Raw genomic sequence first — 15540 nt, 5'->3', positions numbered from 1 at the left:
GAAAGAGCCGGTGCCCGTCCTGCGGGGGCACCGGCTCTTTCGTCTGGATGCGCGGGTCAGCTGGGTCGGCGCAGCTCGCGCAGCGAGGCGACGCGCTCGGCCACCTCGATATTGAGCACGCCAGCCAGTGGGTCGGCGAGGTCGGTGGCGTGTGAGGCGAGGTAGGCCGCCCGTTCGGCCGACTGCGCGGCGGCGAGACCGCGCAGCAGCAGACGCTGCGCCTGCCGGGCAGGTGCGGCGACGGCGAGCACTTCGAGCTCGCGCCAGTCGAGATCACGCACCTGCAGATAACCTGCCATGAACTGCGTCACCAGCCACCAGCCACGCTCATCGAGATCGATCATGCTGCCCGCGCCCACGGCAGCGTCGAGCACGGTGGCCGTGCGCACCACATCGCCGAAGTCGATCACGCCGGCCACGTGGCCGTCGTCACCGAGCAGCACGTTGAACGGGTTGAAGTCGTTGTGTCCCACCTGATGGTCGAGCGTGGGCACGACAGCTGCCGCATACTTCTCGTACTCCGACAGCGAGCGCTCGGCCAGTTCGAGCTCACGCCCGCTCAAATGCTCGGCAAGGGGTGCCAGCGTGGGCAGTTCGGCAAGGTCCCAGGCAAGTCGTCGCGCGTCGGAGCTCTGTGAGAAGCCCCGCATCGCCAAGGAGAGATGGGCACACGCGCCACCGAAGCCGGCGAGTTCGCTGGCCGTGGGCCGATAGCCCTCGCGCATCCCCAATGGCACACCGGGTAGGTACTCAAGCACTCGCAGCACCCGCCGCGCCCCAAGGCCACCAGCGTCGTCAGCAGACAGCGGCACGCTCGCCGCACCCGTTCGACTGCGCAGCACACGCGGCACGGCCGGGCCGTGGCTCGACATGTGGTCGCCGGCCCAGATCATCGCCTCGGTCTGCAGCCCGATCAGCTCGACCGGCTCGGCCGGGGAAGAGATCTTCACCGTCCAGGCACCGTCATCGGTCACCGCCCGAAACGTGTCGTCTTTCTCGGTGGGCAGTCGGCGCAGCTCCACGTCGAGCCCATAGTGTTCGCGCAGCAGCTCGGCCACGCTGGCATCTGGCAGATGCACGATGCGCTCATCAGAGAAGCCAGACTCTTCGAGCAGCGCATCGAGATCTGCAGTCGCAGTCTCAGCCATCAGAACTGCACCTCGTCGTTGACCAGGCTCGACGGCCGCACGCCGTCGGCCAGTCGCTCGACCTGGCTGCGCAGCACCCGTTCGCGAGCCTCTAAGAACGATTCCTCAGACAGAAACGCCGAATGCGGGGTGATGACTGTCTGCTCCAGCTGGGCCAGCTCGGTGCGACCACCCGGCTCTGACTCGCTCACGTCGACGGCGGCGCCGGCGATCACGCCCTCGCGCAATGCGGTGACCAAGGCAGCCTCATCGACCACGGCCCCGCGTGCGGTATTGATCAGCAGGGCGTCTGGCCCCATGAGTTCGAGCTCGCGTCGGCCGATCAGATGACGTGTCTCGGGCAGCAGCGGGCAGTGCAGCGAGACGATGTCGCTGGTGGTGAGCAGTTCGTCGAGGTCGGCCACGCGACGGGCTCCCGTCGAGGCGACGAACTCGTCGCTCTTCGTGGGTGCGTAGACCAGCACGTTCAATCCCAACGCGCGCAACCCCGGCATCATGCGCTGTGGAATGCCACCAAAGAACACCAGCCCCACGGTGCGTCCGGCCAGGCGGTGAGGCATGGGGGCAGCAAAGGGATTCCATTCACCCTGCCGCACCGAGCGATCGAGGCGGGTGATGCCGCGTGAGATGTCGAGAATCAGCCCCAAGGCATGGGCCGCGACTTCTTCGACGCAGAACCCCGGCGCATTGGTCACGCAGACGCCGTGGTCGGTGGCCGCGGCCAGATCAAAGTTGTTCGTGCCGATTGCCTGCACCGAGGCAATGCGCAGATCAGGCAGTCGGTCGAGCACATCGCGGCTGACCTCGATGTACTCCACCACCGCGCCAGCCGCACCGCTCGCCGCGGCCACGAACGAGTCTGCGGTGTCAGGCCCAGCGGCTTGACGCAGACGCACCCGATCGGCGGCTCCCCACTGCTCAAGCAGCTGCTGCTCATAGGCCAGGTCATCGGCGATGTTGTAATAGACGATCTCGGGTGTGGTGTTCAACTGAGCTCCTGCGGGTCGAGGGCCGCAGCGATCGAGACATCCCAGCCTCGATATCTGCTGCCCGGGGTGAGCCACGCCTGATGCGGCGTGATCATGGTGTTTGGGGCCGAAAGCAAGGGGTCGGCCCGCCAGTCTGGTGGTTCGTGTTCGAGCACATCGAGCACCGCACCACGCAGACGGCCGTCGGCAAGCGCACGGCTCACCTGGACAGCGTCGAGCAGGCCGCCTCGAGCGGTATTCACGAGCCCTGCCCCGGGTCGCATCCACGAGAGAAAACGGGGCCCGACCAAGCCAGCTGTGCTCGCCGTCAGCGGCACATGCAGCGACACAACGTCACTGGCCGAGACCAGATCACTCATCGATTCGTACACCTCAACATAGGCCGACTCCGGATGCCGTGCGATCGACGAGCGGTTCCACACCAACGTGCGCACACCGAGCTCATGCAGTCTCGTGGCGAGGTGCCGCGCAATGGTGCCGAACCCGACCAACCCGACCACGGCATCCGACAGCGCAATCGGTTCGAGTGAACGGCACCACCACCGCTGTTCACGCACCATGCTCGACCCTCGCAAGAGATCTTTGAGCAGCACCTGCACGCCGGTCAGAGCGTATTCGGCCACTTCGACGGCGTTGTAGCCGGGGGCGCTGCGCACCTGCATGCCGAGGGCGTGTGCCCGCCCCACATCAATGTGGTCGACGCCGACTGACGGCGTGGCGATCCAGCGCGTTCCGCGCAAGCGGTCGAGCAGCTGCTCGTCGACTGGTGAGGCCGGGGCGGCCAGCAGCAGGTCACAGCGTTCACCGAGCTCTACGGCCCCCGGTGGCAGCACCACCAGACGCAGGCCACGGCGCTCGACCAGCGCTCGAATGTGCTCCACTTCTTCATCGGTCTGATCAACACGCAGCAGCAGTGCGGTTTCGGGGGTCTCTGCAGTCATCACTCACTCACTCGGGGGGATGTGGTTCGCTCAGTTCTGATCGGAGGGCACCAGTGACATGTCGTCAGGCGACCACGACACGCTCACCCGCTCCCCTTTTCGGGTCTGACCTTCAGGCAGGTGGCGACGCACACGAACTTCAATTTCAAAGCCCAGGTCGCAGGCCACATAGAAGCGATATGCGGTGCCGAGATAAATGACCTCACGCACAGTGCCCTGTACCTCAGGGCCTTTGACCAGCGCAGTGTCTGGGCGCGAGTGGCGACTGCGCAGCGTCACCTGCTCAGGGCGCACCACGATTGCGGCACGCTCTGACTCGGCGAATCGCCCCACGCTGCGGCTGGGAATCGGGAAGGCCTGCCCTTCGACCTCGAGCGCACCCTGACGCATGGTGCCGCGCAGAATGTTCGACTCACCGATGAAGTCGGCTACAAACACCGACGCCGGATTCTCATAGAGATCCTGCGACGTTCCGTACTGCTCAATGCCGCCGTTGTTGTAGATGGCGATCTGGTCGCTCATCACCAACGCCTCTTCTTGGTCGTGCGTGACAAACACCACGGTGGAGTTCAGCTGCTCGGCAATGTTCTTGATGCTGATCTGCATATTCTCTCGCAGTCGCTTGTCGAGGGCGCCCAGCGGTTCGTCCATCAGCAGCAGATCGGGTTCGAACACGATCGCGCGAGCCAGCGCAACACGCTGTTGTTGCCCGCCCGAAAGCTCTTTCGGCAGCGCCTTCGCACGATGGCCCAGTTCGACGAGCTCGAGCGCAGCTGCAGCCTTGGCCGCTGCCTCGCGCCGCTTGACCCCACGCACCTCAAGGGGAAAGGCCACGTTGCGCAGCACGCTCATATGCGGAAACAGCGAGTAGTTCTGAAACACCATGCCGATGTCGCGTTTGTTGGGCAGCAACGTGGTGATGTCTCGCCCGCGCAGTAGGATGCTGCCGGTCGTGGGTTCGAGAAACCCGGCGATCATGTTCAGCGTGGTTGACTTGCCCGAGCCCGAGGGGCCGAGCATAGTCAGAAAGGTGCCCTGCTCCAGCTCGAAACTGACGTCGCGCACGGCGTATGCGTCGCCGAAGCGTTTGCCCACTCCGTCCAGCACGAGAGCAGGGCCGTCGTATTCCTGTGCAGCGAACTGTGCGGCCGGGGCGGTGAGGGTGTTGGTCGTTGACATGTTACTTGGAGCCTTTCTGCAGACGGGTCAGCCCGACGAGGGCCAGTGTCGAGATGATCATGAGCACTGTGCTCAGCGCAGCGAGCGTCGGAGTGAGCGTGGTGCGCGACTGCGTCCACATCTCGACCGGCAGCGTTTTGAGTCTCGGCGAGACCAAGAACGTCGACACCACCACTTCGTCCCATGAGGTGACGAAGGCGAACAGCGCTCCGGCGATCACGCCGGGCATGATCTGCGGCAGCGTCACACGAAAGAACGTGGTCACCGGGCCAGCACCGAGAATGGAGGCCGCGCGCACCTGATTCGGATCAAACTGCGCGATGCTCGCACCGACGGCCACCATGACGAAGGGGATGCAGATGACGGTGTGCCCGATGGCGAACCCGAGCAGTGTGCCGTAGAGACCGATCTTCAGAAACAGCACGTACAACCCGATACCCACGATCACCGCAGGAATGATCATCGGCGCCATGGTGAGCCCTTGGATCAGCCCGCGCACCCGCTTCGAGGCCTTCGTGATGCCCATCGCTGCGGCGGTGCCGAGCACGGTGGCGAACACGGTGGCGATGAGCCCGACCTGCAGGCTGACCAGCGCCGTGCGCCCCCACACCGGGTCTTCGATCAGCTGCTGATACCAGTGCAGGGTCCAGCCGCCGCGAAACTGCCCGAGCGTCGGACTCTCGGTCAGCGACATCGGAATAATGAACAGCGTGGGCAGAATCAGGTACAGCCCGATCAGGCCTGCTGCGATGCCCAGCAGCACCCAGCGCACCTGCACGCGGCGGCGGGGAGATCTCGTCGTGGTGCTCATTTAGCGCCTTCCTTGAGTCGTGCGGTGATGCGCTGTGCCGCACCGACCAGAGCCAGCGACACCAGCGTGCCGCCGAGCAGGATCATGCCGATGGCGCTGGCGCGCACCGTGCCGATCTTCTGCACTTCTTGAATCAGCAGCTCACCGACCATCATGTTGTCGGGCGAGCCGAGCATCGCCGGGGTGATGTAAAAGCCGAGGCTCATCACGAACACCAGAATGCCTCCGGCGACCAGCCCCGGCACCGACAGCGGCAGAAAGACCCGACGGAACCGCTGCCAGGGGCTCGCCCCCAAGCTGACCGCGGCACGCAGCTGCGAACGGTCAATGTTGCTCATGGCATTCATCAGCGGAATCACAGTGAACGGCAGCAGCACGTGCACCATGCCGATCAGCACCCCGAGTTCGGTGCGGATCAGGGGCAGCGGCTCATCAATCACTCCCCAGTCGATCAGCGCCTGGTTGATCACACCTGTGTCTTGCAGCAGCCCCACCCACGCGAACGAGCGGGTCAGCACGCTGACCCAGAACGGCATCAGCACCAGCGCCACCAGCAGCAGCCGAGTGCGCGGCCCCACTCGCTGAATCACATAGGCATATGGGTACGCGAGCGCCAGACAGATGATCGTGGTCGCCAGCGCGGTCTTGATCGTGTTGCCAAAGACCTTCATGTGCGATGACGAGGTGAATACCTCGGCATATGTGGCCACGCCGTCTTGCATCGAGTTCGCGAACATCAGCGCCAGCGGCACGATGAAGAACACCGCCAAAAAGATGACCGCCGGCAGCACTAGGGTCCATCCGGGCATTCGGAAGGGTGCGCGCCGCGAACTCGGCCGCGCGACAGTGGGTGAATGAGTCAAAGCGGTGTGCCTTTCAGTGGGCGACGACATCACGTGGCGCGAAGCGCTGACCGTGACGGATGCTGTGGTTTCCAACACCTTTTCATCGACACGTTTCGGCTTGGCATTCGCTGTGTTAAATCCATGTGTCCGACGGCAGGATGCTCGAACGGCAGTCAGCGCAGCGCACCTTCGCCGCGCAGCTCGGTGCACACCGCATCGAGCTCGCTCAGCAGTCGGTCGGCATCACCCGACCGGAAGGCCATCGGCGGCCGAATCTTCAAAATGTTGCCCTGCACTCCAGAGGCAGAGATGAGCACCCGCCGCTCACGCAGGCGGTTGACGATCTCGGTGGCCAGCGCCGTATCCGGAGCCAGTGTGTCGCGGTCGCTGACCAGATCAACCCCAATGAACAACCCGGCCCCGCGCACCTCGGCGACCGCCGCATCCTGCGCTGTGATCGAGCGAATGCCCGCAACGATCTGGTCGCCGACGGCCTTGGCATTGTCGATCAGGCGTTCGCTCTCAATCACGTCGAAGACGGCCTGAGCGGCGGCGATCGACACCGAGTTGCCGCCGAAAGTGTTGAAGTAGCGGATGCTGGCGCCGAAGCTCTCAAGCAGTTCGGGTCGGAAAACCGCGGCGGCGATCGGAATGCCGTTGCCCATCGGCTTGCCCATCGTCACGATGTCGGGCACCACGCCATGGCGTGCGAACCCCCACCAGCCGTCGCCGAGGCGCCCAAACCCGGGCTGCACTTCGTCAGCGATGTACAGGCCGCCGGCGGCTCGAACCACCTCGGCGGCATCGGCCAGCCAGCCGGTCGGGTCTGGATGGATACCGTCTGAGGAGAATGCGCAATCGGCGATCAGCGCACACACCTGCACCCCATGACGGCGCAGATCGTCGACCGCTGCCTGCACGTGCTCGCGCATCACGCGAGTGAACTCGGCGCCGGTCACCCCCAAGCGCAGCGGATCAGGCGCCGGGATCACCCGCACATGCTCACCCAACGGCACATTCGCGCCGAGCGAGGGGGAGAACGCCGCCACCGCCTCAGTCACGCCGTGGTAGGCGTTCGCCGTGACGATCACGCCGGTGCCCCCGGTGACCCAGCGCGCAACCCGCATGGCCAGGTCATTGGCCTCAGAGCCGGTGCAGGTGAACATGACGTTGTCGAGCTGCTCGGGGAAGGTGGCCAGAAGCCGCTCGGCATAGTCGACTACGCCATCTTGCAGGTATCTGGTGTTCGTGTTCACTCGCTGCATCTGGGTGTGCACCGCCTCGACCACATGCGGATGCGCATGACCCACGCACGGCACGTTGTTGTACACGTCGAGATACTCGTTGCCCTCGGCGTCGTAGAGATGCACCCCAGACGCATGATCGACGGTGACCGGGTGCTCATAAAACAGGCGATACGCCGGCCCCAGCACGCGGTCGCGTCGGTGCACGAGCTGTCGCTCTGACTCGCTCAACTGTGCGGCATGAGCAGGGTCGAAACCGTTGACCATGGCGCCAGAAGATGAGGTGAGGGAGATGGATGAGGACATGCGTGCGCTCCTTGGGAGATGTGTCCGCGAACGGGTGGTACCTGTATTCCACTCCAGTGCCACAACACGTGCGGGCGATGTCGCAGCACTGCAACGAACTTGAAACACTGCCGTCACACAGCACTCGTAGTTTTTGAGCCATGACGACCCATTCCCCCACTGAGGTGCTCCCGGGCACCCGTGCCTGCGTATTCGGTGGCAACCGCGGCATCGGCCTCGCCGTCACCGAGCGACTGCTGTCTGCCGGTGCTGAGGTCTGCTATCTGTCGCGTTCGCCCGCAGCCGAGGGTCGCGCCGCAGAGGCAACCTTCCTTCCCGTCGATCTCAGCTCGGCCAGCGACGCCGCTCAGGCGGTCTCTTCAACCGTGCAGCAGCTCGGCGGCCTCGACCTGCTCGTCTTCGGCTCGGCGGCGTTCGACCGCGGTCGCGTCGAACAGCTCGACGACTCCACTTGGGATGCCGTCATCGCGGTCAACCTCACCGCGGCCTTCCACGCAATACAGGCGGCCATCCCAGCGCTGCGCGAATCGGCCTGCCCGCGCATCGTGGTCATCTCATCAATCACCGGGCCGACCACAGGCCTGCCGGGCATGTCGCACTACGGCGCCACCAAGGCCGGCTTGGAAGGGCTCGTGCGCGGTGCCGCCGTTGAGTTGGCGGCAGACGGCATCACCGTCAACGCAGTGCAGCCGGGGCTCATTCTGACCGAGAACATGCATGCCAGCTATGGCCCCGAACGACTGCGACAGATGGATGCCCTGGTGCCGGGTGGTCAGATCGGGCGCCCTGAAGACATCGCGGCGGCGATCTCGTATCTGGCCAGCCCGGCAGCGGGGTTCGTCACGGGTGTGGCGCTGCGCGTCGACGGCGGCATGACGCTCACCGAGAACCCATATGCGCCCTGAGGCTCAGTCAGCCGGCTGTTCGAGCAGCTCGCGCAGCCGGGTGCCCACGTTGCGGTAGAGCTCGGTGGCCGAGCGATCGGAGTACCAGCCCATGTGCGGGGTCAGCAGCACACGATCCATCGTCAGCAGCGGATCGTCGGGGTCAGGAGGCTCCTGGTCGAGCACGTCAAGCGCGGCGTGCAGAATATGCTCTTCTTCCATGGCTCGGGCGAGCGCCTTCTGATCGATGATCGCCCCACGGGCGGTGTTCACGATCGCGCTGCCACGACGCATCATGTGCAGCTGCTGCGCACCGATCAGGCCGCGAGTGGCTGGGGTCAGCGGCACGTGCAGCGAGACGATGTCGGCCCACGACAACAGTGAGGTGAGGTCTGCGGCCTGACGCGCGCCGGCGGCCAGGGTTTCGGGGGTCAGCCCCTTCATCTCGTGCACCAGCACCTCCATGCCGAGGGCGAGGGCGTCCATCGCGACCAGTTGGGCCACGTCGCCGAACCCGATCAAACCGAGCCGGCGGCCGCGAATCAGCCGCGGCCTGGTCTCGAGCACGTTCCACTCCCCCGACCGGGCCGCCGCACCGGCATGGCGTAGGTCGCGGATGACACTCAGGATGAGCGCCAGGGTGTGGTCTGCCGTCTCGCGTCGGTTGTGGGCCGGGGTGTTCACCACCTTCACGCCGCGGGCTCGTGCAGTGGCCACGTCGACATGGTCGGTGCCCACAGAGGGGGTGATGATCACCCGCAGGCTCGGCGGTGCCAGCACGGTCTGCCGTCCGAACGTGAGGTCGGTCTCGGCGACCATGGCGACCACTGCGGGGTCGGCGGGGTCACCGGCCCCCATTGTCACGCGATACCCGTCACCGAGCGCTTCTTGCAGCACGTCACGCTGGTGATGCAACGGCAGTCGGGTCACCAGCGCGACGATCGGTGTGCTCTGCGTCTCGGCCATCGTCGCCCCCTGTCAGTGTCGCCATTCTACGATCGTCACAGACAATCGGCTCCGCGTTCGAGCCTCGCCACATGTGCGGCGATGCTGTAATCGTCGGCCATGTGCGTCATAGCCTCTCCGAAGGCGAACTGCTCGGCGATCTCGCCGATCGCCGGAGCCAGTTTGAAACCGTGCCCAGAGAAGCCCGTCAGCGTGAGCACGCTGCCGGTGGCGTCGACATCCACCACCGGCACTTTGTCGACGGTGAACGCATCATGGTGCACGCTCGAGTGCACTGGCTCTGGGTTGAGGTCGGGAAAGAAGCTCTGAGCCAGTCGCCCGATCTCGCTGAGCCGGTCGGGGGTGATGAACTTGGGCACATCGTCGACGTCGGCGACCGGGTCGTGGAATCGGCGGGGGGTCACCTTCAGGCTGTAGCCGTCGAGCGACGGGGCGCCGAAGAAGTGCACCCCGCCCTCATCACGAATGAAGGCCGGAAAGCGGTCGGGCGTGAACATCTCGAGGTGATGCGGCATGAACCAGGTCAGCGGCAGCGGCTGCACCGAGATGATGCGGCGAAGCTCAGGCGACAGACGCTTGGCCCATGATCCCTGGGCTACCACGACCGCTCGGGCACGGATGGTGCGCCGGTTCGTGGTCACTGTCACGCGCGCAGCCCCGTCGACGCTGATGTCGATCACCTGCTCATGCGTGAGCACGCGCGCTCCGAAGCGCTCAGCCTGCTCCAGCGCACTGAGTACGCTGAGTTCGGGGCGCATGCCGCCGCCGAACACGTCGAGCACACCCACATTGTCCTCGTTCACGGCGTGCTGCGGGTAGCGCTCGCGCAGCTGTGCGGTGTCCAGCAGCTCATGCGGCAGGTCGTATTCACGCACGCTGTCGATGACGTTGCGCACCGCGGCGTCTTCGGCATAGCCCACCGTCAGCGTGCCCACCTGCAGCAGCAGCGAACGGCCGCTGTCGGCTTCGAGCTCATGCCACAGCTCTCTGGCACGCAGCAGCGTCGGCACATACCGCGTGCCCTCGTGGTAGGCGGTGCGGAACACCCGAGACTCACCGGTGAACGATCCATGGCTGTGCGCGGCACCGTATTGTTCGACGCCCACCACACTGCGCCCGCCGTGGCGCGCGATACGCCAGAGCGACATCGCCCCCATAGTGCCCAGACCGACGACGGCGATGTCGGTCTCGATGTCTTCGACCGTGGTCTGTGCACGGGGTTGCATCTTCTGCTCCTCAGTTGTTGATCTCGATGGCAACGGGCGGTTCAGGCGAGCTCGGGTTGATCCCAGAACGGCAGGCGAGTGCCGATGCCCTCGCGCACCGCGTTGCGGTACACCTCGGTGCCCCAGGCCATATCTTCCACGGGCATGCCGCCGATGCTCAGCACGATGATCTCGTCATCACTTGTGCGTGCCGGATGCTCGCCCTTGATGATCGCTCCCAAGTTGGTCACGTCATCACGAGCGATCAGCCCCTCTTTGATCAAATCCATGAACTCCGTGCCGATGATGCCGATGAATTCGTGCAGAGCCGGCACATCGTACTCGGCGGCCCATGATTCGTACAGGCCGATGTAGTCAACCACTTTGGTTGCTCGGTTGATCAAAAAGTCGCGATCGAGACGCAGATTCGCCGGGATGCTCAGCAGCGCGCCCGGTTTGATCCACTCCTCGGCGATGTACGGATAGTTCTGCGACCCACGAGCACCGGTAGTGGCTGAGCTCACAATGTCGGCTCCGCGCACCGCCTCCTCGATCGAATCGGCGATGGTGATCGTCGAGATCTGCGGAAAGTGCTCTCGCGTGTAGTCCGCGAAGGCCTCCGCCGTCACTCGACGACGGCCATAGATCTGCACGGTGTCGATGCCCGGCCGCACGCTCAAGAATGACTCGAGCGCCGTACGGTTCATCACACCGGGGCCAATGATGCCGAGCACTCGGGCATCCTCGCGAGCGAGATGGCGAGCGCCCACGCCCGGAACCGCCCCCGTGCGATAGGAGCTGATCAGGTTGCCCGCCATGATGGCCTTCGGCGCACCAGTCTCTTTGTCGTTGAGCACCACCACGTGGATCGAACGAGACAGCCCCTGCTCGCGATTCTTCGTGTTCGATCCATACCATTTGACCCCGACAGCGTCGAAGCTGCCGCCGATGTAGGCCGGCATGGCCATGAACCTGCGATCAGGTGCATTCACCGGCATGTTCGGAAATGGCGATGAATCGGGGAAGGTGATCATCATGCCGTGCGAGTTGTGGTCGCTGCCGCCCATGCGATAGTCGCCGTCATCCAGCAGGGTCAGCACCTCTGACATGGTGTCGATGCACTTGGGCATGTCTTTCACCCCCGCAGCGATCATGTCGGGCTCGCTGAGGTAGAGCAGATCGATTGCGGTGGACGAGGTCATGATGTGGGCTCCTAGTGCAGTGGTGGGGTGAGATAACTAGTGAAGGCGGGCGACTCAGCCGTTGATGTCGCCCAAGCCGATGACTTTAAGGTTGACGAACTCAAGCAGGCCGAGCTCGGTGAGCTCGCGACCGTATCCTGAGCGCTTGGTGCCGCCGAAGGGCACATCGGCACCGCCGAGTGAGGGGCGGTTGATCGAGACCATACCGGTGTCGAGGCGAGCACCGACGGCCAGGCCGCGCTGCTCGTCAGCCGTGAACACCGACCCACCGAGTCCGTAGGGGCTCGAGTTGGCGACGGCGACGGCCTCCTGCTCGTCAGCCACCCGATACAGCTGAGTGACTGGCCCGAAGAACTCCTCGGTGTAGGCCGGGTTGTCTTCGGCGATGTCGGTGAGAATGACCGGAGCCATGAACCACCCGTGCTCAGGCAGCGCGATGTCGACGGTTTCTGCGGTCGCACCGGCGGCGACCGCTCGATCGACCTGTTCGAGCAGCTCGGTGCGGGCGCCTGCAGAGCTCAGCGGGGCAAAAGTCGTCTGTTCGTTCAACGGGTCGCCGGCGACCAGCTTGGCCACCTCGGCGCGGTAGGCCGCGGCAAATCGGTCATACACCGCATCGACCACGATCATGCGCTTCGACGAAACGCAGACCTGGCCGGAGTTGCGGTGACGCCCGAACGCCGCCCATTTAGCGGCCAGCTCCACGTCGGCGTCTTCGAGCACGATGAGCGCATCGGCGCCGCCGAGCTCCATTGTGCTCTTTTTCAGCGCTGCGGCCGCCTGCCCGGCGATGATGGCGCCAGCGGCCTCGCTGCCGGTCAGCGCCACACCGCGCACGCGGTCGTCGGCAATGATACGGGCACTCTGCGCATGGCTGGCGAACAGGTTGGTGAACAGCCCCTCCGGAGCGCCAGCGTCAAGCATCAGCTGCTGCCAGGCGGCTGCGGCGCGGGGCACATTCGAGGCGTGCTTCAGAATCACCGTGTTGCCGGCGGCCAGCTGCGGCGCCAGCACTCGCGCAATTTGGTAATACGGAAAGTTCCACGGCTCCACGATGTAGACGATGCCCAGCGGCGAGGGCACCACTTGATAGTGACCGCCCTTGTAGTTGGCCGAGGGTCGCGTCTGCGGGGCCAGTTCTGCCGCAGCATGATCTGCGTACCAGCGCAGGATGCGCACACAGTTATCTACCTCGGCTCGCGCTTCGACGATGGTCTTGCCCATATCTGCCGTGAGCACCGGCGCATAGATCTCGCGGTCGGCCTCAAGTCGGTCGGCGATCGCGGCCAGCACACGGGAGCGCTCGGCGTGATCCGTCTCGCGCCAGCTCAGCTGCGCGGCATGGGCAGAGGCGAGCGCCTGCTCGACCTCGGCATCGGTCGCATTCGCAAACTCCTGCTCGATCTGCTCGGTGTAGGGGTTGATGGATGTATAGGCCACGTCGTCACTTCCGTTCGGTTCGTCGAGACCGAATCTAGGCAGCCAGTGTTTCACCGGTATTTCGGCGTCGTTTCGATCGCAGGCAGACCGAGCCATGTGCGCGCCCTGTTGCGATCGGGCGACCGGGGCATCCACCATGCCCCGGCGTGCAATTGCACGCATCACATGTTTCACCGCGGTTTCAGACTGATGAAACAGCGTTAATGCAAGCGAAACACGCCCGTCTCACACCCTCTCTAAGGTTTTTCTCAGAGAAGCGAGCGGAAACTGCTCGCTGGCGCACCCTTCCCGTTGTCGAAACAGAAAGCAGAGTCATATGACTGCGAAACCCCACACTTCGAGCCGTCGCTCACTCCGTCGCTCACGCATCACCAAGGGCCTGGCCTCGGTGGCAGCCGCTTCCAGCGTGCTCGCACTGACCGGTTGCACCGGCAGCACCGCCGACGAGAACACCATCACCATCTATGACTGGAGCGCCACCACTGGCACCGGGTACACCCCAACCAACAACACCTATCTCTATGAGCCCTGTGCCGAAGAGCTCGGTGTCACGGTCGAGGTCGACAACCCCATCGATTACTCCAAGATCCGCACCGCGATCGAATCGGGCAACGTGCCTTGGGATCTGATGAATGTGCAGAACGACTTCGGTTCGAGCCCCGACGAGCTCGAGGCGATCGACTACAGCGTGGTCGATCGTGACCGGTTCTCAGGCGACTACGCCCAGGACTACCGCGTGGGCTCTGACGTGCAGGCCACTGCGGTCGCGTACAACTCCGACCTGTTCCCCACCGGCTTCGACAGCTTCGCCGACTTCTTCGACACCACCACATACCCCGGCAAGCGCGCCGTGCCGAAGAGCCTGTTCGCCGGGTTGATCGAGGCCGCGTTGATCGCCGACGGCGTGCCCAAAGACGAGATCTACTCGATGCCGCTCGACGAGACTCTCGACCGCGCCTTCGCCAAACTCGACACGATCAAAGACGACCTGGTCTTCTGGGAGACCGGCGCCGATTCGCAGTCCAAGCTCTCCAGCGGCGAGGCGGTTGCCGGGCTCGTCTGGGTCAACCGCGCCGATGACGCGGTCAAGAACGACGGGGCACCGCTCGAGGTGGTGAAGAGCGAGTGGATTCAGACCGACGACTACTGGGTGATTCCGAAGGGCGCGCCCAACGCCGAGCTCGCGCAGAAGTTCATCAACTGCATCACCGACCCAGAGAAGCAGGTGCAATGGGCCAACCACATCGTGTTCGGCCCCACCACCACCGAGGCGCTTGAATCGCCTGAGCTCGAGGCCAACCCGAACCGGCCGACCAGCTACATGGAGGGCCAGGTGAAGGTCGACGACGACTGGTGGACCGAGAACTACAAGGCCATCGCCGAGCGCTACAACTCATGGATGCTCAGCTGAGCCGACATCGCACGGCATGACCCAGCGGGGTCGGGGAGCTGTTCCTCGGCCCCGCTTCGTCGTGTGCGCGGCCAGACTCAGAGCATGTCCTCCAGGCGGCAGTTGACCAACAGCTCGGCGACGGATGCCGTGTTGGGCAGCTCGATCACCGTGCGCATCAGGTGCGCGAGCGTGGCCGGCTGGGTCATTTCGTCTGCCGTGACTTTGGTCGCCTGGGCGGTCATGTCGGTGCGCACGAAGCTCGGGCACACCGCGCACACGCGCACACCGTCGGCCCAGGCCTGCTCGCGCACGGTGTGGGCGAGGCCCACCACGGCGAACTTGCTGGTGCCATAGGCCACTTTGTCGTTGCGGATGCGTTTGCCCGACATCGAGGCCAACAGCATCAGCCTCCCGCTGCCCGAACGCCGCAGGCTCGGCAGCACCTCCTGTGCCAACAGTGTCGGCGCGAGCGTGTTGATGCGCCACACTCGCTCCATCTCTTCCGCGGTGACCGTGGTCAATGGCTGCGGGCTGTTCACTCCGGCACAGTGCACCACGGCGTCGACCCGCCCCGCCCACGCACGCGTGGCCGCATGCCAGCGCGCTGGAGCATCCTGATCACCCGCATCATAATCGCTCACCAGCACCCGCTCGTCAGCAACGAGCTCAGACGGCAGAGCGCTCGGGTCACGCACGCCGAGCGAGAGCGCCCAGCCGGCCTGGTGCAGCTCCGCGGCGATCGCCCGTCCGATGCCTCGGGTGGCGCCTGAGATCATGGCCACTCGCTCAGCGCGTGGTGAGGTGTGTTCAGATGTGCGGCAATTTATCGAATGTGTCATAAGCGTCGGCGCCCGGTCGGGCGCGCATCCTCCTCTGTTGCAGCACTGATGGTAGGCAGCGGGTGTTTCGAGCGGGTTGCGCACAGCGGGCGAGCAGCGTTGGCCATCGACTTCGCTTATGCCCCGATAAGCCCAGCTGTGCGGCGAA

General features: G+C 64.7%; 14 protein-coding genes. 2 read left to right on the top strand and 12 right to left on the bottom strand.

All coding sequences use genetic code 11. From position 1 onward, the window contains the following. Positions 1–56: 56 nt before the first annotated feature. The 7 genes from G557_RS0108885 to G557_RS12720 form a co-directional block, all read right to left on the bottom strand. On the bottom strand, positions 57–1148 hold the full coding sequence (locus G557_RS0108885; RefSeq protein ID WP_028245752.1) for a phosphotransferase: 1092 nt from the start codon (positions 1146–1148) through the stop codon (positions 57–59). Continuing rightward, positions 1148–2137: a C-terminal binding protein gene (locus G557_RS0108880; RefSeq protein ID WP_028245751.1), complete on the bottom strand. Its 990-nt coding sequence runs from the start codon at positions 2135–2137 to the stop codon at positions 1148–1150. The genes G557_RS0108885 and G557_RS0108880 overlap by 1 nt, the downstream gene beginning before the upstream one ends. Beyond that, on the bottom strand, positions 2134–3078 hold the full coding sequence (locus G557_RS12730; protein WP_051224943.1) for an NAD(P)-dependent oxidoreductase: 945 nt from the start codon (positions 3076–3078) through the stop codon (positions 2134–2136). The genes G557_RS0108880 and G557_RS12730 overlap by 4 nt, the downstream gene beginning before the upstream one ends. A gap of 30 nt (positions 3079–3108) precedes the next feature. Continuing rightward, a complete protein-coding gene (locus G557_RS0108870; protein WP_028245750.1) occupies positions 3109–4257 on the bottom strand; it encodes an ABC transporter ATP-binding protein in 1149 nt (382 codons plus the stop codon). 1 nt (position 4258) lies between these two features. Continuing rightward, positions 4259–5068: an ABC transporter permease gene (locus G557_RS0108865; RefSeq protein ID WP_028245749.1), complete on the bottom strand. Its 810-nt coding sequence runs from the start codon at positions 5066–5068 to the stop codon at positions 4259–4261. After that, the gene (locus tag G557_RS12725) at positions 5065–5877 is read right to left on the bottom strand and encodes an ABC transporter permease (RefSeq protein WP_169337769.1); all 813 of its coding nucleotides are present in this window, start codon (positions 5875–5877) and stop codon (positions 5065–5067) included. The genes G557_RS0108865 and G557_RS12725 overlap by 4 nt, the downstream gene beginning before the upstream one ends. 209 nt (positions 5878–6086) lie before the next feature. After that, positions 6087–7463: an aspartate aminotransferase family protein gene (locus tag G557_RS12720; protein ID WP_036961999.1), complete on the bottom strand. Its 1377-nt coding sequence runs from the start codon at positions 7461–7463 to the stop codon at positions 6087–6089. A 140-nt stretch (positions 7464–7603) separates the two neighbouring features. On the opposite strand from G557_RS12720, the gene G557_RS0108850 reads away from it, so the two are divergent. Beyond that, a complete protein-coding gene (locus G557_RS0108850) occupies positions 7604–8368 on the top strand; it encodes an SDR family NAD(P)-dependent oxidoreductase (RefSeq protein WP_036961992.1) in 765 nt (254 codons plus the stop codon). Positions 8369–8371: 3 nt separating this feature from the next. On the opposite strand, the gene G557_RS12715 is transcribed toward G557_RS0108850, so the two are convergent. The 4 genes from G557_RS12715 to G557_RS0108830 are packed head-to-tail and all read right to left on the bottom strand — an operon-like array spanning position 8372 to position 13322. After that, on the bottom strand, positions 8372–9313 hold the full coding sequence (locus G557_RS12715; protein WP_051224941.1) for a 2-hydroxyacid dehydrogenase: 942 nt from the start codon (positions 9311–9313) through the stop codon (positions 8372–8374). A gap of 35 nt (positions 9314–9348) precedes the next feature. After that, complete coding sequence (gene solA / locus G557_RS12710; RefSeq protein ID WP_051224940.1) at positions 9349–10539, bottom strand: N-methyl-L-tryptophan oxidase; 1191 nt, start codon at positions 10537–10539, stop codon at positions 9349–9351. Between the two features lie 41 nt (positions 10540–10580). Continuing rightward, positions 10581–11720 carry a tyramine oxidase subunit B gene (locus tag G557_RS0108835; protein ID WP_028245747.1) on the bottom strand — a complete coding sequence of 380 codons (1140 nt, stop codon included), beginning with the start codon at positions 11718–11720 and terminating at the stop codon, positions 10581–10583. Positions 11721–11774: 54 nt separating this feature from the next. After that, positions 11775–13322, bottom strand: a complete 1548-nt coding sequence (locus tag G557_RS0108830) for an NAD-dependent succinate-semialdehyde dehydrogenase (RefSeq protein WP_211220540.1) — start codon at positions 13320–13322, stop codon at positions 11775–11777. A 154-nt stretch (positions 13323–13476) separates the two neighbouring features. Between G557_RS0108830 and G557_RS12705 the strand changes: the two genes are divergently transcribed. Continuing rightward, entirely contained in the window at positions 13477–14571 is a 1095-nt protein-coding gene (locus G557_RS12705; RefSeq protein ID WP_051224939.1) for an extracellular solute-binding protein, read from the top strand. Between the two features lie 77 nt (positions 14572–14648). Here the strand turns inward: G557_RS12705 and G557_RS0108820 are convergent, their stop codons facing one another. Continuing rightward, entirely contained in the window at positions 14649–15329 is a 681-nt protein-coding gene (locus G557_RS0108820; RefSeq protein WP_028245745.1) for an SDR family NAD(P)-dependent oxidoreductase, read from the bottom strand. Between the last annotated feature and the right edge of the window lie 211 nt (positions 15330–15540).

The organism is Pseudoclavibacter soli DSM 23366 (genome assembly GCF_000423505.1).
Classification (GTDB): Bacteria; Actinomycetota; Actinomycetes; order Actinomycetales; family Microbacteriaceae; genus Pseudoclavibacter_A; species Pseudoclavibacter_A soli.
Note: the sequence above shows the minus strand (reverse complement) of the source record. Positions and strands in the feature narration are given on the sequence as shown.